This is a genomic window from Photorhabdus akhurstii (assembly GCF_019090985.1).
In the GTDB taxonomy this organism is placed as follows: Bacteria; Pseudomonadota; Gammaproteobacteria; order Enterobacterales; family Enterobacteriaceae; genus Photorhabdus; species Photorhabdus akhurstii.
The window spans coordinates 1,542,406-1,562,748 of record NZ_CP020335.1; the positions used below are offsets into that span (position 1 = coordinate 1,542,406).

Genomic DNA, 20,343 nt, shown 5'->3' on the forward strand with positions numbered 1-20,343 from the left:
GCTAAGCTATGGGTAAACGGGTTATCAGGATTACAGGATAAAATCAAAAGTATCAATTCATACGTAAACACCTCTATAAGTTGTTGATAAATATTTTATTTATCTTTTGGGAATAAATTATCTGCCATGAAATCGACAAAAGCTCTGACTTTAGGTAATACCCAACGGTTAGATGGCCAGAGAACACGGAAAGTGCTTGAAGTACCCGCCCACTTATCCAGAATGGTTAACAATTCACCGCTAACCAAGGCTTGTTTAACGGTAAAATCAGGCAAACAGGCGATGCCGTGACCTTGGATCGCCATGTGTAGCAATGTTTCGACGTGATTGCTGGTTATTTTTGCTTGGAGATGAATGTCTACTTCGGATGTTCCTGAGCGCAAAGGCCATTTCTCCAACAGGCCGGTAGTGGGAAAACGGTGCATCAAACAGGCGTGGTGTAATAACTCTCCGGGATGTGATGGTTTACCGTGTTGTGCAAAATAGCTTGGAGCGCCAACATAGACAAGACGGCTAGACCCTATACGTTTATTCATTAGTCGTGAATCGTTGAGTTCTCCAGTGCGAACCACAGCATCGAACCCTTCATCGATAACATCAACTAATCGATCACTAAAATCCAGTTCTAGCTCTATCTGTGGGTAACAGGTGGCAAAAGCGGATAATACGGGCAACATCAGGTTACTGAGCGATGGCAAACTTACTCGCAGGCGGCCTTGAGGGGCAGAGATGGAGCTTAATAGTTCATGTTCCGCAGTGGAAATCTCGTCCAGGATACGTTTGCAGCGCTCAAGGAACAGTGTGCCTTCAGCCGTCAAACTGACACTACGTGTGCTACGTTGGAGCAGGCGGACACCTAATTTCTCTTCTAAGCGGGATATGCTTTTGCTAACGGACGAAGGAGAGAGTCCGAGTTGCCGGGCTGCTGTCGCGAAGCTACGAGCTTCGGCTACATGGATGAAGATTATAAATCCACTCAAATTATTCATTTGGCCTCCTGGGATTTTTTTAGGTCACTATTGGTGACAAGAAAGTCACTTCAGAAGTGATTTTAGGTCTATTTATCCACTATTAGCGAATCTGTAGTATGAAATAAAATTCATTTTGCTTTCGCTGCCATATAGCGATGCACAGTACATATTTAAGGGCGAAAATCGAAATGGTCATGAAAACCAAAATAGATACGGGATCGAGTGTAAATAAAATTTCACTCGTCTTGTCTTATGACCGTGGTCATTCCTTTGAATACCGTGCGTAATGGGAGCACAGTAGAGCTGAGTTTGGCCATTAACATCTATATTCTTACCTACGGTATTGCGGCAATCTGTGCTAACAGACTGATAGGATTGCATAAACATAGAACGACTATTTTTGGCTTGAGAAGAGCCTATATATCATCTATTTCATCGGTTGAATGTTACTAAAAGGGTTTATTATGGAACTCGCTATCAACACTCAAAACAAACTTAGAAAAGAAACCGGTTATTTTTTATCTCCACTATGGGAAGACGTTTTCTCTAAAGAGTTATTGGAGGAGCTTAATTCAAATATATTTCTGGTCGCTTGCCGCTCTGGACAGGTGGAGCAGAATTTATTAAGAAAATTTATGATCCAGCACCATCATTATTCACAATATTTTACCCGCTATCTCTGTTCATTGATGGGAGGTTTAGCAGACCAAAAAGATTTTGTGTTGCTTTCTCACAATTTGTTGGAAGAGCTAACAGGAACCGATGCTGCAAAGATATCTCACGCAGAGTTATATAAAAAGGCGATGGCAGCTATTAACGCTGTTCCTAAAAGTGATCCGATTCTTAACAGCACTCAGCAACTGATTGATGCTATGTTTCGCCACTGCCGCAGTGATGATTCTCTAAGAGGGCTTGCGGCACTGTGTTTAGGAGCTGAGGCGATTGTACCTTTGGTTTATGGCCCAATTTTGGATGCTTTGCAATTCATAAAGGCACCTGATGATGCATTGCATTTCTTTAGAATCCATGTTGAAGAAGATGAAGATCATGCCATTGCGATGAGGAAAATTATTGATCGGATGATTGAGGAGAAACCTTACCGGAGGGTGGATGTTATTGCAGTGGGTGAAGAAATGGTGCGTTTTCGCATTGCGATGCTTAATGAACTATATCAAAGCAATATTGGGGTAAATACAGATGTAACGCTTTTATCCGAATGTGATTGAGATACTTTGCGTCATAATGACATGTGCAGCAAAAGTACTTGATATGGTTTCTAGTGGTGAAATATCAGCATAAAGTGTTGATAGATATATTTATGGTGAAAGAAACAATACAAACGTTTGCGATCATATATAACGTAATAATTATTGGGTTGAATTCATATGATATCAAAAATAAAAAAAGAAATTAATCATTGTCTATTCTATTGAATGGAAAGTTAACTTTAAATGTAAATATTGTTGGACAACAAATTATGTAACTAATATTGGAAAAGTCTGAGAAGAAATACTATATTAGAGAATGTGTGGTGGTTGTGAATAGCTTTGATCAAAATTCCTACGAGGACGATAAGTAAAGTTCTGAAACATAAGTTAAGGAGTATTTCTGCTAAAATTCTTGATAAATATTAAAGAAATAAAAAAGTTTCATATAGGATTCTAAAAACCGCTAATTACATATCCAGTAATTGGAATTGATTATAAGTAAGGTAATATATTATGAATTGAGTTTTTCATGAGAATGCTATTATCAAAGTTGTAAGAAAAATTGATTCTTGTTGAATCTCCCGATGTTTCTGAGTTTGAACGTATGGAGCGGTTCTTTAACATTCACAAAGATGTGTTCCCACCAACTCATTTTCAGCCCACCGGTATTTTTACTAAGAATTTAAGCTGCTTCTTTTTTGGAATTAGGTTACAGCGTAAGAGTTATTGTTGCCATGATAGCATTAGAGGGATACTGTCCACCTGTTGCGGCTGATATTGAGGAAACAATGAACTTATACCCTATGGATTTCAAGATGGATCGCGACGGCAAGGGAGCGAATCCCCGGGAGCATAGGTAACTATGTGACCGGGGTGAGAGAGTGCAGCCAACAAAGAGGCAATTTGAAAGATAACGGGTATATACCTTGTTTAGTATAATGCGATATAGGGTAAATAAATTCGTTTCTGTAGGAAATAGCAATATATCTAAAATATTAGAAAATAGTAAAAATGTTGATGCTATTTTTTTGAATTATAATCTTCCATTTATTCTTGAAAGTGATTTTTTTCGAGAAGAAACTGATTATACGCTTAACAATCCAGAAGATATAACATATAAATGTTTTCTTAAGAAAGTAACAAAGTAAGTATCTCAATTTATAGGCAAAGAGGCTTGTGGGGGCTAGCTGTTAGGGAAATAAAATAATGTTTAATAAATAATTTATAAAGCATGATTATAACTATTTTTCTATATGAAGAGAGAAGAAAAGACGATAATTCAAAAACATACAAAAATTTTTAATTGATATATTGGAGCTGAAATGTTTATTGGCATAAATTATTATTAAGGAGAATATATTTTGACTTCGGAAAATATTTCTGTATCACCCGTTGCCATTGTTGGTGGTGGACCTGTTGGCCTAATGTTAGCTTTATTCCTGGATTTATATGGTGTTCGCTCCGTTATCTTTAATTTAGAGGAGGATACCCGATGGCAGCCTAAAGGTAATACCCATAGCGCCCGTATTATGGAACATTATCGTCGTTTAGGTATATCTCAGCCTATTCGGTCGTTAGGATTGCCAAAAGAGTTCCCTTTGGACGCGTCATATTTTACCAGGCTTAATGGATGGGAGCTTGCACGAATCAAGTTGCTGTCGGAAATGCAAAAAATGTCTATGCGTGAAAATGCGGTTTCGACAGATCCTGTGCCAGAGCCAATAGTACGTGTAAATCAGATGTATGTTGAACGGTTTTTGCTACAACATGCAAGGAGTCGTCCAAATATCACAATGAGATATGGCTGGCGTGTTAAAGATTTTGTCCAGTATCAAGATAAAGTAAAACTTTATGCGGAGCATGTTGATGGAAAATATGCCGATGAAGTCTGGCAGGCTGCATATATGGTTGGGAGCGATGGCGGGCAGAGCTTTATTCGATCTAAACTTGGTATAGCATACGAAGGAACAGTGGAAGCTAAGGTAGGTTTTCTAACGGGTGGAATGGTTTCCAGTTATATCCGTGTTCCTGGAATTCATCAAGGATTATTACGAGACAAAAAATCCTTTATCTACGGTATTGTCTCACCTAGGGAGCATATGTTATTTATCTGCCTGGACGGTGAAGATGATTTTTTATTTGTGACCCAAAGTAAAGATGGGAAAGTTATTGATGATTCGGAAGTCATTCGCATAGCGCGGGCAGGAATCGGTTCAGATGTTGAGGTATTAGTCCTTGGCAATACGATATGGAAAGGTGGTGTTGCTCTCGTTGCTGATAAATATTCTGAGGGTAGGGTATATTTAGCAGGAGATTCTATTCACTTATTTTCCCCTACAGGTGGTTTTGGCATGCATACGGGGATCGACGATGCTAGCAATTTAGCCTGGAAAATTGTTGCATCTATAAATGGTTGGGCAGGTAATACGCTAATGGATTCTTATGAAAGCGAGCGTCGCCCAATTGCATTGAGAAATACTGCCGCTGCACGCTCTTATACCCGGCAGACAGCATCACTATATGTGCCTGAGAATCTGGAAGATGCGGATTCTGCGGGTGATTTGGCGCGTGAAAAAATTGGTATTGAGCTGAGTAATTTTCGCTGTCAATTTACTTCTATCGGTGTTGAACTTGGCGCCCGATATAATAACTCTCCTCATATTATTAATAGCGATCCAGTACCGGATGATGATTGGCTTAATTATAAACCGAGTAGCGTACCTGGAGGGAGATTGCCACATTTGTGGCTTACACCTATTCCTGGCGTCAGGGTATCTCTGTTCGATATTTTAGGCACTGGATTTAGTTTGCTGCGGGTAGGATCTCATTTTCCAGATATATCTGAATTATTAGCTCAAGCATATCAACGTAAAATTCCGGTCAAGATTGTTGATCTTCCCGGTCATGATGCTTGGCAATTATATCAAACCAGGCTCCTATTAGTGCGCCCTGACCAATATATTGCTTGGAGAGGTGATAAGGTTCCTGACAATATAGGTTCAATATTGGATAAAATTGTCGGCAGGTAACGGCCCTTCTGGTAATGTCGATAGGACTAATATAATTGTCATAGCAAAGCATTGATGGTTATTTGGTGTGCATATAAAAAATTAGCGAACAATCGAAATATCATTGGGGTTTGGTGTTAGCGTATTAAGAGAGGTGCGCCTGTGGAACGGGTGGTTGGGTGTATAGAACGATAATATAGTTCAACCATCACTGTTATTACGCAGAATAATATAGTTAATTTTATTAAAAATATTTATCGGTAATTTTGATGGAATTTCTTGCACTTTTGTCAGAACTAATAGATATATACCCTAAAGATTTCAAGATGCATCGCGACGGCAAGGGAGTGAATCCCCGGGAGCATAGATAACTATGTGACTGGGGTGAGCGAGTGCAGCCAACAAAGAGGCAACTTGAAAGATAACGGATATATAACATGGTATTGCCAGGATAATTAGGGAGCATAGGCAGAAATGGTGCCTAAGATATTTGTAAGATGAAATATTTTGGGTGTTATTTCAGAATGCAAATTTTACAATAAACTACAATATTGGAGGTAATTATAGTGAAAGAAACGTTTTTCTCATCTGGAGACTTTGGCAAAGTTCCCGGAGAATTAATTGAAGATAAGCCTGCTAAATTGATTCATGAAGATGTATTGAATTCTGAATTGAGTCAAGATTTGAGTTTCTCAAATGAAAGGCGCCATAAAGTGGCTATGGTTAATTTACCCAGTAAAGTTCTCAGTATGACTCTGGGAGGATTACAACCTGGACAATCAACCCGTAAACATAGACACAGTTATGAAACCATAATATATATTGTTGATGGTGAGGGGTATTCACTCATTGGTGAACAACATGTTTCATGGAAAGCCGGTGATGCGATATATGTGCCTGTGTGGGCATGGCATCAACATGTTAACAGTAGTGCTATTAATGAAGTATTCTATATTGCATGTGAGAATGCGCCAATGTTGCAAAACTTAGGTCTTGCTGTTCGTGAAGAGCTTTAAATTCAAGTAAATATAGGTTGTATAGATTGTACTTAAAAAAGATAATGATTTAACCGGGATAAAAGCTTATTAGCAATATCCCGGTATTTTATATGTATTAATTTTCTCTAATTTAATTCTGAGAAAAATAGAGGTTTCACCTCAATTACTGAATTTTTATTTAATTAAATTCGGATTATTTAACTATTGTCTATAATATAAAAAATCACAACTGATAGTTTATTTTTTTAAATATTATCATTGATAAATAATTTTACATCTATTTTAGTTGGAAAATAGATGTATTAATCAATCTATTTTTTAGTACGTTTTTCATATTGTTAATCTTTCGGTTTTGTATTATTTTTTATTTTTATATCAATGATGTATATAACTTACCTCGTGTTTCTTTGTAATGTGTTCTCTGTCATGTTTTACAAAAAATTTCTTTTTTTTCATTGATAATTCATGATGTGAAAAATAGTCTTTATAGATGTTGATTAAGTGATTTTAATTTTCTTTCTTAATGTAAGGTTTTTTATTTTATAAATCGATTTACATTTTTAGCAGTAATTTTATGGTTACATATGCGCAAGATTGGCATTTATTTTTCCAAAGTGAGAAAGAGATTAAATTCAACGTCATCAAGTCATTTATTGTCTTCTCATGGCTCGTTGTTGTTGCTCTTAGTGTTTCTGAGCAGCGGCTTACCTTACATAACTTTTGTGTTTGAAAGAGGTAATAATGAAGAAATTTAAATTGCATACATTAGCAGCACTGACTGCAACAGTTGGACTTATAGGCTCTGTATATGCTTCCCAAACAGCTCAACAAGTGGTTGATGCACTGAGTCAATTAAAAGTTAATTATAAGGTTGTTGATAATCAGGCGGGAGATCACGGCGTTAACTGTGCGGTACTGGGGGCGGATTGGGCTAAATGTAATCGAGTGGATATTACTTTAACCAATGGTAGTCAGGCGATTGACTCTTCTGACTGGGCGATTTATTTCCACAGTATCCGCCAGGTTCTGAGTGTGGATAATGAGCAGTTCAAAATCACACGTATCACGGGCGATTTACATAGACTGGAGCCAACCGAAAAATTCACCGGCATTAAAGTTAATGAGCAGGTAAAACTGCCGCTTATTGGAGAATACTGGCAGATTTACAGTACTGATTTTCTGCCCCGCTGGTATGCAACGTCGGGTGACGCGAAACCTAAAGTACTTGTTAATACGGATACAGAAGATCTGAGCCAATTTTTATCTGCTTTTACCGGCGATCAGTGGAAACGCACGCAGACAGATAACAATATTCTGATGACGCCTGAAAATCGTTATATGAAAAACTTGCAGGTCAAAAAGGTTGGATCAGAAAAATTGCGTGGGCAAATTATCCCGACACCAAAAGAGGTTCAGATTTTTACCGAGGATGTTGATTTATCTGGCGGAGTGAGACTGGAATTAGGTGGTTTAAATGACGAGGCAGTTATTCTTGTCAGAAAACGTTTTACTGATCAAGGAATTAAATTAGAGAATAGTGGTTATCCCGTTGCGACCCAAATTGTCTCTTCAGATTTTACCGGTGATTGGCAGGTTAAAGGGGCTTACCGTCTGAATATTACCCAGAATGGGGCGCAAATTGTTGCTTTTGACCAATCTGGGGTGTTTTACGGCCTTCAATCTCTGTTGTCATTAATTCCTGTTGATGGCGATAGGAAGATTGCTACTTTGGCGGCAAAAGATGCGCCCCGCTTTGAATATCGTGGGGTTCTGCTTGATGTAGGGCGTAATTTCCACAGTAAACAGGCCGTTCTGCGTTTGCTTGACCAAATGGCAAGTTACAAGTTGAATAAATTCCATATTCATCTGACTGATGATGAAGGTTGGCGTTTGGAAATTCCTGGATTACCTGAGTTGACGGAAGTCGGCAGCCAGCGGTGTCATGATTTAGATGAAACTCAATGTTTGTTGCCACAACTGGGTTCAGGTCCTGATAACAACAATATGGGCAGCGGGTATTTCAGCCGTCAAGACTATATTGATATTCTGAAATATGCCAAAGCGCGTTATATCGACGTTATTCCTGAAATTGATATGCCAGCCCATGCTCGTGCCGCCGTTGTTTCTATGGAAGCTCGCTATAAGAAATTGATCGCTCAGGGGAATGTGAAAGGAGCGAATGAGTATCGTTTGCTGGACCCAACGGATACCACCAGAGCAACCTCTGTTCAGCTCTATGATCGTCGCAGTTATTTAAATCCGTGTATGGATTCTTCAAAACGGTTTGTTGAGAAAGTCATAGGTGAAATTGCCGCTATGCATAAAGCTGCTGGCTCACCATTGGAGACCTGGCATTTCGGCGGAGATGAAGCGAAGAATATCCGTTTAGGAGATGGATTCCAGGATAAAAATGGTCCTATCGTACCGGGTAAGGGCATCATTGATAAAAGTGCGGAAGATAAACCGTGGTCTAAATCTCAGGTTTGTCAGAAGTTGATAGAACAGGGTGTTGTGAAAGATATTGATCATATTGCCAGTTATTTCGCAATTGAAGTAAGCAAAATTGTGAACGCTAATGGTATCGAGAGGATGCAGGCGTGGCAGGATGGTTTAAAACATGCTGGCAGTGCTAAAGAGTTTGCCACTAAACGTGTTGGAGTGAATTTCTGGGATACTCTCTACGATGGCGGTTTTGATTCAGTCAATGATTGGGCAAATAAGGGCTATGAAGTGGTGATATCTAATCCAGATTATATTTATCTGGATATGCCATATGAAGTTCATCCACAGGAGCGTGGCTATTATTGGGCGGCCCGTTTTAACGATGAAGCTAAGATCTTTAGTTTTGCGCCTAATAACATGCCACAAAATGCTGAAACTTCCGTTGACCGTGATGGTAATGCATTCCGTGCGAAAAGTGATAAACCGTGGCCGGGCGCTTATGGGCTTTCAGGTCAAGGATGGAGTGAAACGGTTCGTACTGATGAGCAGATGGAATATATGATTTATCCGCGCTTGTTGCCGCTGGCAGAACGAGCATGGCACCGGGCCGGTTGGGAACTGGATTATGTTCCGGGTCAGACATATAAGCGGGGAGAAACGTATAAAGTCGATGTAGATGCGCTTAATCGTGACTGGACTCGATTCGCTAACCTGATAGGGCAACGTGAACTGAGTAAACTGGATAAAGCAGGCATTGCTTACCGTTTACCGGTTCCGGGGGCTAAGGTAAAACGTGGCATTTTGCGGGCTAATGTTGCTCTGCCTGGATTGGTCATTCAGTATTCGACTGATGGCGGTCGTAACTGGGAAGTTTATAACAACCATAAACGCCCAAGAGTGAGAGGTGATGTGTTAATCCGTTCTGTCAGCCCGGATGGTAAACGTTACAGCCGAATTGATAACGTAAAGGCATGATAATGTTGTAGCAAGAGGGGAACCCTGATGGGTTCCTCAATCTACAGATTCAGAGGAAAATGGGTAAATTGGATAAACTACAGTTATATCTATGACGTTAGTTATGTAAAAATTTTTCAATAGATGAAACTCAATTACCTCTTCATGTATTGAGCGAAAGTTGATTATAGACACTCATTGAATTACAGTTGCATTACAATGTAATTCAATGAGAGATCTTATATGGCTACAAACCAATTAGTACAAACCCGTATAGATGGAGAGATTAAGACAGAGGCGGCTGCCGTTCTGGCTGCTATGGGTTTGACTGTATCAGATGCCGTTCGCATGATGTTAACGCGGGTAGCAAGAGAAAAAGTGTTACCTTTTGAGCCGTTGGTACCAAATGAGACAACAATAGCTGCAATGAAAGAAGCTCGCAAAGGTTGCGGTAAATCATTTTCCACTGTAAAAGATTTAATGGCCGATCTTAATGCGGACGATTGACTACGCAAGCCAATTTAAGCGAGATTACAAGAGAGAAAAGAAAGGTCGGCATCGTGAAGTTCTTGATGACGTACTGATGCTGGTGATTGAATTATTGGCTTCTGATAGTTTGCTAGAGCCGAAATATTGCGATCATGCTCTTTCTGGTGATTGGAAGGATTTTCGAGATTGTCATATCAAGCCTGACTTGATACTGATTTATCAGAAACCCGATGCGGACACATTGTGCCTTGTCCGTCTTGGCTCTCACTCAGAGCTTGGCTTATAGCTCATCTTTGACAGACCTGAATCAGCTTGAAATATAGCCCCTTTTGGGGAACCCTGGCGGGTTCCCCTCTAGGTAGATAAAAAATTAGCGGTTCAGGCGTGAATTACTTCTCGTCATGTGCGCTACTATCTTCGCGGCAATTACCGGCGGAGCAGTGACCATATAAATAAAGGCTGTGGTTTGAAAGTTTAATCCCATAACGCTCAGCAATGTTCTTCTGGCGTCTTTCAATATATTTGTCACTGAATTCAATGACTTTACCACAGTCCAGGCAGATTAAATGGTCGTGGTGGTGTTGTTGAGTGAGTTCAAAAACCGATTTGCCGCCCTCAAAGTTGTGACGGGTGACAATTCCGGCATCATCAAACTGATTCAACACGCGGTAGACAGTAGCAAGTCCAATCTCTTCACCGTTATCAATCAGTTTTTTGTAGAGATCTTCCGCACTGACATGGTGGTATTCAGGCTCCTGTAACACTTCCAGTATTTTCAATCGAGGAAGTGTAACTTTAAGTCCAGCATCTTTTAATGCTTTGTTGTTGTCGGTCATGCGGATTCAGTCCTGTTACTCAGTAAAGTGAACTTAGCGATACTTCAAAAAGTACCAGTTAGTTATCAGATTATGATTATAGGCATGGCTAGTGAAAATGAAAACCACGTTAACCTGAACTTTCATTACACATTTTGCCAGAATAATCATTTATAAAAGGCAGGAATAACCTTACTATTTATCGTGTTTAGGATATTTTTTGCCATTCTTCGTAATAAAAAGCGGATTTAAGCAGTGTTCTAATAAAAGCAATAGCCTTTGAACGCGATCCCACAGGGCGAGTGAAGCGAGTCACTTCTCACCTACCGTGGGTTCACTATTGATAAGAAATAGCCTGCACCAATTGCGCTTAATGGGATAGGCCGCTATCCTGCAAGAATTTCTGACAAACTCAGCTCTTCGTAGATCTGCTTGGTCCAGGCATTAACACGCTCTTCTGTTAATTCTGGTTGGCGGTCTTCATCAATAGCAAGCCCGATAAAATGGTTATCATCAGCCAGACCTTTTGATTCTTCGAAGTGATAGCCCTCAGTTGGCCAATGACCAACAATAATGGCGCCGCGGGGTTCAATGATGTCACGGATAGTTCCCATCGCATCACAGAAATATTCCGCGTAATCTTCCTGATCGCCACAACCAAAAAGAGCGACCAACTTCCCTTCAAAATCGATCTCTTCCAGAGTAGGGAAGAAATCATCCCAGTCGCACTGCGCTTCGCCGTAGTACCAGGTAGGGATGCCGAGTAGCAGAATATCGAACTGTTCGATATCTTCTTTGCTGCTTTTGGCAATATCATGGACTTCTGCAATGTCGGAACCCAGAATTTTTTGGATCTTTTTGGCAATATTTTCTGTGTTGCCGGTATCGCTGCCGAAAAATATACCTATAATTGCCATAGGATAATATAACCTCTTGTTTTATTTGTGTATTTCTGTATGAGATATACGTATAAAATGTTAAAAGTCAGTGAAAAAGGTACTGATTGTATTAATAAAAAAACAAAATCCTATTTTGACTAAACAGTCAGGACAATTCTGTCAAGTTTGTGTGATTTCGTGCCTTCAATGCTATCAAGTCGTGATGTTGCTTTCTGCTAACTGGGCCAACAAAATTTGCTCGATGAGTTCACTGCGGCTGATGTTGCGTTGCTGTGCAAGAAAGTTAAGCGCATCTACTGCATCAGCATTTATTTTCAGTTCCACACGACGCAGACCGCGCACCTTATCACGGCGAAGTTGGTTACGTTTGTTGATTCTGAGTTGTTCATCCCTGGAAAGTGGGTTGGTTTTTGGGCGCCCCGGTCTGCGTTCATTTGCGAACAAATCCAGAGTGGTGCGATCCATTTGTTCTTTTGCCATAAATTCAATTAATAAAGGGCGTATACCATAAAATATAGCGCGCCATGATACCCCAGCTTCTAGTGTATCGCTACTGCCTGACAAAGATAAAAGCGGCGTCATTGCTTATCCGTAAAGGATTGTGATTGAGTTTCCGTTTTAGCGGTGCTGGTATTTTCTACGGTACTCTACTGGTGTTAACCCATTAAGTTTCTTGAATAACTCTCTGAAATAACGGGTATCTTCGTAGCCAACTTCATGGCTGATCTCTTCTATGGTCTTATTCGATTTTTCTAACCGGCATTTCGCCAGAGATAATCGAATCTGTTGGATATATTGAATAGGAGTCTGGCCGGTTGCAGTCTTAAAACGCCGCTTCATCTGTCTTTCACACAGATGAATTTTATCGGCTAAATTGCCAACCGATAATCGGTCCGATGGGGCAGAATGCATCCAGTCTTGTAGTTTGTGGATTAATGTATCTGAATGTTGGCGATAGGGGACAAAACTTGCCAGAGTATGCGAAGGAAGTCCTTCCATATCGCCAAATATAAGCTGACTACAGGTTTCCCGGGTGTTTTGACCATATATCTGTTCAACAATATGCATCATGACATCGTTGTATTCATAGGTGCCAGAAGTACAAAAGATATTGTTATCTCTGGTGATTTTTATCTCCGAGTGTAACTGTACTTGTGGAAACATATCCTTAAATAAGTTAGTAAATAGCCAGTGGGTGGTGGCTTTACGGTTATTGAGTAAGTTAGCTTTAGCCAGGATAAATGAACCAGAGCAAATAGAGACGATAGGGATATTTTTTTGTTCCATCATTTGCAACCAATCCAAGGTTTCTTGCGTGCAAGAGTTGAGATCGTTATAGGGGAGTCCGATTGCCCCCACCAAGACAATATCTGTTTGTTTAATTTCTCCTATGAGTTTATTGGGCTTTAGCCGAACACCGCCTAGCCCGATAACATCTTGATTATCTTGGGTAATAATATTGATTTCTGGTTCCGGTGCTCCGGCTAAGTGAGCGGCGGTGGTTAAAATTTCTATCGGGCCGGTAATCGAAGTTAGAGATCCTCCTGAAAATGCCAAAGCGCTTAACGAAACTGGATTCCTATCCATAAGAGTTCTCCAACTTAAAAGTTAAGATGTATAAAGATATTTAATTTATCTAACATATTAATAACTGAACGTTACAATTTAAATAATTTATTTACATTTTGTTAATTTATTAATCAAATAAACAAAAATAGACACATTTCGAGTCAAAATTTATGCTTCCTCTTCTTAAGAAATTAAGCTGAATGTCAATTCAACTTTCACCAATTTGTTGGTGCCATAAATGGGCGTATAAACCGCCTTGTTGAAGTAGTTGATCATGTGAGTCAAATTCGACGATTTGCCCTTGATCTAACACGCAAATTTTGTCGGCATGGCGAATTGTGTTGAGCCGGTGAGCAATGCTAATAACCGTTCTGTTACGGCATATTTCATCCATATTTGCCATGATTGCGGCTTCAGATTCATAATCTAATGCTGAGGTGGCTTCATCGAGGATCAGAATAGTCGGGTTGACCAAGAGGGCTCTTGCTAATGCGATGCGCTGCCTTTGACCACCAGAGAGATTTGCCCCTTTCTCCCCGACCGGATGAGCAAAACCGTGAGGAAGCGATTGGATAAATTCAATGGCGCCAGATAACTCAGCCGCGCGATAGACTTCTGCATCAGTGGCGTTGGGTTTACATAGTCGGATGTTATCGATGATGCTGCCGGAAAAGAGGATACTTTCCTGGAGCACAACACTCATATTGCGGCGTAAAGAGACCGGATCGGCAATAGCCAGATCCATCCCATCAATTAGCACTTGTCCATGTTGAGGTACATATAGCCTTTGTAGTAAACGGGCGAGCGTACTTTTACCTGAACCCGATGGTCCGGTTATACCAATAAATTGACTAGATTTTATTGACAACGATAAATTTGCCAGAACCTCCGGTGTGTCGTCATGATAGCGGAAACGAATGTTTCTGAATTCAATCTGACCTGCCAGCTCAGGTACAGAAGCTAATCCTTGTTTACTGTTCTCCATTGGTTCATCAAGAATATCCCCCACACGTTTCAGAGCGATTAACGTATGCTGAAAATCTTGCCAAACCTGTGCCAGCCGGAGGATAGGTTGGGTGACATGTCCGGCCAGCATATTAAAAGCGATAAGTTGTCCCGGCGTCAGTTCACCACGTAAAACTTCTGTCACTCCCCACCATAAAAGGATTGCGGCGGTAAATTTCTGGACAAAATCGATGCCTTGCCCGGCAATTAAACCGCTTTTCCGTGCCGCAAAGCTTTTAGTTAATTGTTGGCTGAGAATGCGTTGCCACTGATGTAAAAAACGATTTTCAGTCGCGGTGGTTTTGATGGTTTCAATGCCAGTTACAGCTTCGGTCAGAAAGCTCGTTGCATTCGCATCGGTTTCATATTCCGCCTCCACTTTGCGGCGAATAATTGGCCCGGCAATAAGCCAGAATACGAAATAAACAAAGAGTGAGCCAATAACGATCCAGGTCAATATCTTGGCATAGTAAAACATGACGCCAATGAACATGATAACGAAAATCAGATCTAACAGCAGCATCAGGGTAGAACCCGTCAAAAACTGGCGGATTTGAGACATTTCTCTGACTCTGGCAATAATCTGCCCGGTTTGTCGTTGCTTAAAATATTGCAGTGGCAAGCTTGTCAGATGGCGATACAGTCGCCCGGAGAGTTCAGAGTTTATCTGGCTTGCCATATGCCCAAACACGGTGTTGCGCATAAAGCTATACAAGGGTTCGGCAAGGGCGATAGCGAGCATAGCCATACCTAATACATGCAGGCTGGATAAACTTCGTCCTACCAATACCTTATCGATGATGTTTTCAAACAGGATCGGGCTGACCAGCGCAAATAATTGCAGAACAATGGCAAATAAAAAGAGATCTCTTATCTGACTTTTCTGGCGAAAAATAGAGGGGTAAAACCAGCCCAGGCCGAATTTGACATGTTTTTTAGTTAATTCCTGATCGGCGATCAACAGAATCTTATAGGCGTGTTCTTTATTATCAGTAAATAAAGAGAGTGACTGCGTTTGTTCAGTCGCAGGATCGAGAACAGTAACATGAGTGTGGCTGACTTCAATCAGTACCCACCATTGCTGTTCCAATTCAATCAGTGCCGGTAAGGGTAACGTTGGCCCTGTATTGGCGGTTAATTGCTCAATTTTACTGTGTAGCCCAATAGCGTCGGCGGCTTCGCGTAGTTGTAACTCATTCAAATGTAAAGAATCAAAACCTAGGCTGTGTTGGAGTTGATCGATAGTGGCTGACTTATGAAATTGTTTTCCCACATAGACAATACAGTCCAGTGCCTGATTATGGGTGTTGTTACCGGAATCGGTAGCAGAAGAGGGTAATATGTTCACGATTATTTCTCCCTCAAGGCTTCAGATTGATACTCTCTGATCGGGCTCAGGAGATAATCGATAACGCGACGCTGATCAGTTTTGATTTCAGCGACGATTGACATACCGGGGGTAATGTCAACATGCGTATTGTCTATGACGATATTATTGCTTTTGAGGCTTACTTGAGCCGGGAAGACTAATCCCAACTGTTCATCGGTGGTTGAGTCTCTGGATATACTCAGCAGTTCACCATCGATAGTGCCATAACGCGTATAGGGGAAAGCATCTACCTTAACGGTGACTTGTTGCCCCGGATGCACAAATCCGGCGTCTTTATTGAGAATTTGCACCTCTGCCAGTTGCACATTGTCGTCAGGGACGATCACCATTAAGTTTTGCGCTGGTTGCAAAACTGCGCCTAATGTATGCACACTGAGTTGTTGAACGGTTCCTGTTACGGGAGAGCGAATAACTTCAAGTTGTTCTCGCACTTGAGCTTTTGCCAGCTCTTGCTCTAAAACAACCAATTGAACTTCGGCCTGTTTTCTTTTATCAAACCATTCACGCTCTTTTTGAGTTTTCAGGCTATTTAAGCGCTCTTCCAGGCCGATATATTGCGATTGCAGCACATTAAGTTCTGCATTTTGTTGAGTAATCAGACGTTCTGTTTCCAGAAACTCTTTTTCCTGTTCAAGGTATTCAACTTTGCTGATCACCTGTTTTTGACTTAAAGTCTGGCGCGCTTTTAAACGCTGGCTAATATTTTGCCGGAGTTTAGTGAGCGCGTTGATATCGCTTTTCCGTGATTGTTGAGAAGAGAGATTGACGTTCATCTCTGCTTTCAGATTTGTTACGTTCGCTTCATACTCTCTTTTCTCACGGGAGTAATTTTCAACAACTTGTGCTTGTTGAGATACCGGCAATGTTTGAAATAGTGCTTGTTCTTCTGGCGCCTGTTCCTCAGTTAAAGCCTGATAACGAATTTTTTCATGGACTTGATATTCGATCTGCTTGAGTAACCGAGCGATATCTTGATTAACACCGAGTGTGTCCAATGTCAGCAGTGGGGCGTCTTTTGTTACTTGCTGTCCATTCTGAACATGGATAGCTGTCACCCGACTCTGTTCATAAGCTTGAATTATCTGAGAACGACCTGAGACGATCAGACGGCCGGTTGCCGTAGCCTGAACATCCAACTTGCCCAGATAGGCCCAGAGCAAGGCTATGATGACACCGATGCTGAGTGTGATTGCGGTATAGCGAGCGAACGGTGAAGGCGGACGCTGTGATAACGCCAGGTGTGTCGGTAAAAATTCATAGTGTCGCGGGCAAGAGCGCCACCGTGTTTTAATTTTGTTCTGAATAGCCTTAATCATGGTGAGGCGCCTCCTGCTTCAATTCCTGTTGTAATTGCCAGAGCTTTCGATATTGCTTGCCGAGGCTAAGCAATTGAGCGTGAGAGCCTTGTTCGATAATTTCTCCCTGCTTAAGAACAATAATGCGATCGCAATGACGTACAGTTGAAAGGCGGTGCGCGATGGTAATAACCGTTCTGCCTTGGGCAATTTCCGCCATATTGGATTGAATGAGTGATTGTGATTCATCGTCAAGGGCGCTGGTGGCTTCATCAAGAATGAGAATTGTGGGGTTAGCCAGGATAGTCCGGGCAATGGCAAGTCGCTGACGCTGACCGCCGGATAAAGATTGCCCGCCTTCTGCGATAGTTGTGTCATATCCCATTGGGAGCTTGAGAATAAATTCATGAGCGCCCGCTAGTTTGGCCGCTTTAATGACGGCTTCCAGATTGGCATCGGGTTTTGATTGGGCAATATTCTCATATACTGTTTTGTTAAATAAGAAATTTTCTTGCAGAACCACGCCGACTTGCTGCCTGAGTGTTGCAATATTTATATTTTGCAATGGAATCCCATCTAAGGTGATTGCGCCTGTTTCTGGGGTATAAAGACGGAGTAATAAACGAGCCAACGTACTTTTCCCGCAACCAGAAGCACCCACAATACCGATGGTTTCTCCGGCTCTGATATGGAGAGTCAATCCCTTAATCGTCGGTGGAATATCAGGCTGATAGCGAAAGACAACATGGTTAAACGAGATCGCTCCTTGCAGTGTGATTTGTTGTTGACCGGATTGCTGTTCAGTTGGCAGGTTTAACATATCTCCTAATTTATCGACGGCTACTCGCGTTCTGATAAATTGTCCCCATAGTTCCACCAATCTGGCTAATGGTTGGGAAGTGTGATTTACCATCATGTTGAAGGCGATCAACTGACCAATGGTCATTTGCAGTGATAAAACCTCTGACGCGCCTAACCAGAGAATCGCTGCATTGGTGACTTTTTGTAGTAGCATCACAATATGGTTTGAACGGTTACTCAGTTGCTGTACCGCATAACTGGTATCCACCATCTTCTCAGTCTGGCGATCCCAACGACGAACGAATCTTGGCTCTACCGCCAGACTTTTTAGGGTTTCAGAACCGGAAACCGTTTCAGTCAGAAAAGAGGTATTTATTGCTGCATGGGTGAACTGTTGTTCAACCGCTTTTTCCATGCGCGGAGTCAGCCACCATGCCAAAATGGCATAAAAAGGGAAAGTAGCGAGAAAAACCCAGGTCAGTGTGCTGGATAACAGCGTCATCACATAGATAAAAATAAACATAAACAGCAGATCGACAGATAAGGTGAACATTGAACCGGTCAGAAATTCTCTGACGGTATTCAGTTCACGCACTCGTGTGACGATTGCCCCTACCTGACGGGATTTAAAAAAGAGTAAAGGCAGCCCGAACAGATGCTGGACCAATTTTAATCCCAATTTGATATCAATACGGTTGGCAGTGTGTGCGTATTGGTATTCGCGCAATCCACGTAACATCACCTCAATGATGCCGGCAATAATTAAGCCAAAGACTAATACATCAAGTGTCGATAACGCTTGATGGATTAAGACCTTGTCCATAACTACCTGAATAACTAAAGGTGAAATTAACGCAAGAATCTGTAACACAAAGGAAAATAGCAGTATTTCACCCAAATTTTTCTTTTGTGCCAGGAATTCTGGAATAAACCAACTGATGTTAAATTGCGCTTGTTTCTGTTTAATTTTAATCCATTTTCCATTCCACTCTTTTATTAGCCTTTCTTCGGACCATATTTCGGGATTTTCTTTATTAACCCTCTGTATTAATGAATTTTCTTTATTCGATTTGGCTAAAACAAAAGGTAGCCCATTATTATCAAACAAGATTGCGGGTAAAGGTATGTTATGATGCTTTTTGCTTACGGAATTTTTATTTGAAAGAGATAAGTTAAATTTTTTCTCTATATCCTTTATATAGGAATGGTAACAACCAGAGCTTTTTAAGTTATCAATATCAGTAATATTTTCTTTCCCATTACATATCATCAATATTAATCTTAATGATGCTATGGTCAATTTCTCAATTTCATTCATGAAAAAACATCTTTAAAATTCACAAAAATATCAATTAAAACAAAATATTATGTTGATTTGTGTGGTATTTAAGTATTGCATTATTATCTTATATTTATTGCCAGTACCAGTGTAGGTAAATGGGACTATATATGGGGGGTAAAAGGACTTTTTGTATATAAATATTGATTTTGAGTTTTGTCTCTATATTATTTATTGATTCATTTACGCTTTAATGTATTTATAGATATACAAACTCAGGATATCCCTGAATTGAATGCTTTTCTTGTTGTAAACATTGCATAGTCTCATTAAAAAATTGTTTATTTTTGGTAAATAAAAATATGTCTGAAAAATTCGTACAAACTATCTCTAGCGTTAATTATAACAAAGGTGTTTTTTCTCTTTATTTCGTTGGTCAAGAGCCAAATCGTATGGCGAATGGGATAATGGCGGAAAATGATAATGAACTTGAATTAAAGCAAGTTATCCATATGCCAGCATCGGGATTTATGTATATGGTTTCGATGGTTAAAAATATGTTGGAAGATCCACGGATGGCGGCTGAATTTGACAAGTTGGTTGCAGCAGGATTTTTACCGGCTCCACAAGTAGCCGAAGAACAAATGGCGTCAGAATCCATAGTGGAAGAGTCTGATAATGCTAAAAAACGCCCATCTAAAAATACAAAATAAGATCTCATGGTTGATTAGCGCATGGCGATTATACATCAACCAGTGAAACTGAATAACGCAGAAATTCAAGCGATGATTGGAGGAGTCATGTTGCTGAGTCAGCATTCTCCTCTGCATCGGAGATACTTGGTGTCCGAGTGGCAACAGCGTATCTTGCCTGCATTTGAGCTGAATCAGTTTTGCTATTACGAAGATGAACACGGGCATCCGATCGCCTTTTGTAATTGGGCTTTTTTATCTGAGCAGAATCGAGAGGAGCTTCTTTCAGGAGAAAGAGAGCTTACCCACACAGACTGGCGTTCAGGTCCACATATCTTTTTTCCCGAAATGATTGCGCCTTTTGGTCATGGGCGTGAAGTTGCCAGGGATTTGCGCCGCCGTGTCTTTTTGCCGTGGAAAGGTCAGAAAGCGTGTACTGTCCGCGGGAAACTTGATATCCAAAACAACCGTTGTATTCGTCAGGTGCAGTGGTTTTTTGTTTAATTTCTGTATGATTTAAAGGGATTT

16 protein-coding genes are annotated in these 20,343 nt (G+C 40.7%); 8 read left to right on the forward strand and 8 right to left on the reverse strand.

From position 1 onward, the window contains the following. Positions 1-95: 95 nt before the first annotated feature. The gene (locus tag B0X70_RS06660) at positions 96-989 is read right to left on the reverse strand and encodes a LysR family transcriptional regulator (protein ID WP_036776691.1); all 894 of its coding nucleotides are present in this window, start codon (positions 987-989) and stop codon (positions 96-98) included. A 446-nt stretch (positions 990-1,435) separates the two neighbouring features. Between B0X70_RS06660 and B0X70_RS06665 the strand changes: the two genes are divergently transcribed. From B0X70_RS06665 to B0X70_RS06690, 6 genes are all read left to right on the forward strand, one after another. Next, positions 1,436-2,197: an iron-containing redox enzyme family protein gene (locus B0X70_RS06665; RefSeq protein WP_051560666.1), complete on the forward strand. Its 762-nt coding sequence runs from the start codon at positions 1,436-1,438 to the stop codon at positions 2,195-2,197. Positions 2,198-3,540: 1,343 nt separating this feature from the next. Next, positions 3,541-5,208, forward strand: coding sequence for an FAD-dependent oxidoreductase (locus tag B0X70_RS06670; RefSeq protein WP_217471168.1), 1,668 nt, complete (start codon positions 3,541-3,543; stop codon positions 5,206-5,208). Between the two features lie 545 nt (positions 5,209-5,753). After that, positions 5,754-6,203: a cupin domain-containing protein gene (locus B0X70_RS06675; RefSeq protein WP_217471169.1), complete on the forward strand. Its 450-nt coding sequence runs from the start codon at positions 5,754-5,756 to the stop codon at positions 6,201-6,203. A gap of 723 nt (positions 6,204-6,926) precedes the next feature. After that, entirely contained in the window at positions 6,927-9,602 is a 2,676-nt protein-coding gene (locus B0X70_RS06680) for a beta-N-acetylhexosaminidase (protein WP_217471170.1), read from the forward strand. 222 nt (positions 9,603-9,824) lie between these two features. Beyond that, on the forward strand, positions 9,825-10,088 hold the full coding sequence (locus B0X70_RS06685) for a type II toxin-antitoxin system RelB/DinJ family antitoxin (protein WP_011145648.1): 264 nt from the start codon (positions 9,825-9,827) through the stop codon (positions 10,086-10,088). Continuing rightward, the gene (locus B0X70_RS06690) at positions 10,075-10,356 is read left to right on the forward strand and encodes a type II toxin-antitoxin system YafQ family toxin (protein ID WP_036813362.1); all 282 of its coding nucleotides are present in this window, start codon (positions 10,075-10,077) and stop codon (positions 10,354-10,356) included. The genes B0X70_RS06685 and B0X70_RS06690 overlap by 14 nt, the downstream gene beginning before the upstream one ends. 103 nt (positions 10,357-10,459) lie before the next feature. On the opposite strand, the gene fur is transcribed toward B0X70_RS06690, so the two are convergent. From fur to B0X70_RS06725, 7 genes are all read right to left on the reverse strand, one after another. Beyond that, positions 10,460-10,906, reverse strand: a complete 447-nt coding sequence (gene fur / locus B0X70_RS06695; RefSeq protein ID WP_036776678.1) for a ferric iron uptake transcriptional regulator — start codon at positions 10,904-10,906, stop codon at positions 10,460-10,462. 365 nt (positions 10,907-11,271) lie between these two features. After that, positions 11,272-11,802 (reverse strand): flavodoxin FldA, encoded by a 531-nt coding sequence (fldA, locus tag B0X70_RS06700; RefSeq protein ID WP_036776677.1) that lies wholly within the window; start codon positions 11,800-11,802, stop codon positions 11,272-11,274. Between the two features lie 174 nt (positions 11,803-11,976). After that, positions 11,977-12,264: a LexA regulated protein gene (ybfE, locus tag B0X70_RS06705; RefSeq protein WP_110090925.1), complete on the reverse strand. Its 288-nt coding sequence runs from the start codon at positions 12,262-12,264 to the stop codon at positions 11,977-11,979. A 138-nt stretch (positions 12,265-12,402) separates the two neighbouring features. Continuing rightward, entirely contained in the window at positions 12,403-13,371 is a 969-nt protein-coding gene (locus B0X70_RS06710; RefSeq protein ID WP_217471171.1) for a GlxA family transcriptional regulator, read from the reverse strand. A gap of 190 nt (positions 13,372-13,561) precedes the next feature. Next, positions 13,562-15,706 carry a type I secretion system permease/ATPase gene (locus B0X70_RS06715; RefSeq protein ID WP_217471172.1) on the reverse strand — a complete coding sequence of 715 codons (2,145 nt, stop codon included), beginning with the start codon at positions 15,704-15,706 and terminating at the stop codon, positions 13,562-13,564. Between the two features lie 2 nt (positions 15,707-15,708). Further along, a complete protein-coding gene (locus B0X70_RS06720; protein ID WP_217471173.1) occupies positions 15,709-17,064 on the reverse strand; it encodes an HlyD family type I secretion periplasmic adaptor subunit in 1,356 nt (451 codons plus the stop codon). Continuing rightward, positions 17,057-19,162: a peptidase domain-containing ABC transporter gene (locus B0X70_RS06725; RefSeq protein ID WP_217471174.1), complete on the reverse strand. Its 2,106-nt coding sequence runs from the start codon at positions 19,160-19,162 to the stop codon at positions 17,057-17,059. The genes B0X70_RS06720 and B0X70_RS06725 overlap by 8 nt, the downstream gene beginning before the upstream one ends. 323 nt (positions 19,163-19,485) lie before the next feature. Between B0X70_RS06725 and rtxH the strand changes: the two genes are divergently transcribed. Both rtxH and rtxC read left to right on the forward strand, forming a co-directional pair. Beyond that, positions 19,486-19,836: a protein RtxH gene (rtxH, locus tag B0X70_RS06730; protein ID WP_110086745.1), complete on the forward strand. Its 351-nt coding sequence runs from the start codon at positions 19,486-19,488 to the stop codon at positions 19,834-19,836. Between the two features lie 21 nt (positions 19,837-19,857). Further along, positions 19,858-20,319, forward strand: a complete 462-nt coding sequence (rtxC, locus tag B0X70_RS06735) for an RTX toxin-activating lysine-acyltransferase RtxC (protein WP_046395515.1) — start codon at positions 19,858-19,860, stop codon at positions 20,317-20,319. Positions 20,320-20,343: the final 24 nt, after the last annotated feature.

What these genes read in the sequence shown, in the direction of transcription:
- B0X70_RS06660 (WP_036776691.1), bottom strand. Translation starts at nt 989, where the DNA reads ATGAATAATTTGAGTGGATTTATAATCTTCATCCATGTAGCCGAAGCT.
- B0X70_RS06665 (WP_051560666.1), top strand. Translation starts at nt 1,436, where the DNA reads ATGGAACTCGCTATCAACACTCAAAACAAACTTAGAAAAGAAACCGGT.
- B0X70_RS06680 (WP_217471170.1), top strand. Translation starts at nt 6,927, where the DNA reads ATGAAGAAATTTAAATTGCATACATTAGCAGCACTGACTGCAACAGTT.
- B0X70_RS06685 (WP_011145648.1), top strand. Translation starts at nt 9,825, where the DNA reads ATGGCTACAAACCAATTAGTACAAACCCGTATAGATGGAGAGATTAAG.
- B0X70_RS06690 (WP_036813362.1), top strand. Translation starts at nt 10,075, where the DNA reads ATGCGGACGATTGACTACGCAAGCCAATTTAAGCGAGATTACAAGAGA.
- fur (WP_036776678.1), bottom strand. Translation starts at nt 10,906, where the DNA reads ATGACCGACAACAACAAAGCATTAAAAGATGCTGGACTTAAAGTTACA.
- fldA (WP_036776677.1), bottom strand. Translation starts at nt 11,802, where the DNA reads ATGGCAATTATAGGTATATTTTTCGGCAGCGATACCGGCAACACAGAA.
- ybfE (WP_110090925.1), bottom strand. Translation starts at nt 12,264, where the DNA reads ATGGCAAAAGAACAAATGGATCGCACCACTCTGGATTTGTTCGCAAAT.
- B0X70_RS06710 (WP_217471171.1), bottom strand. Translation starts at nt 13,371, where the DNA reads ATGGATAGGAATCCAGTTTCGTTAAGCGCTTTGGCATTTTCAGGAGGA.
- B0X70_RS06720 (WP_217471173.1), bottom strand. Translation starts at nt 17,064, where the DNA reads ATGATTAAGGCTATTCAGAACAAAATTAAAACACGGTGGCGCTCTTGC.
- B0X70_RS06725 (WP_217471174.1), bottom strand. Translation starts at nt 19,162, where the DNA reads ATGAATGAAATTGAGAAATTGACCATAGCATCATTAAGATTAATATTG.
- rtxH (WP_110086745.1), top strand. Translation starts at nt 19,486, where the DNA reads ATGTCTGAAAAATTCGTACAAACTATCTCTAGCGTTAATTATAACAAA.
- rtxC (WP_046395515.1), top strand. Translation starts at nt 19,858, where the DNA reads ATGGCGATTATACATCAACCAGTGAAACTGAATAACGCAGAAATTCAA.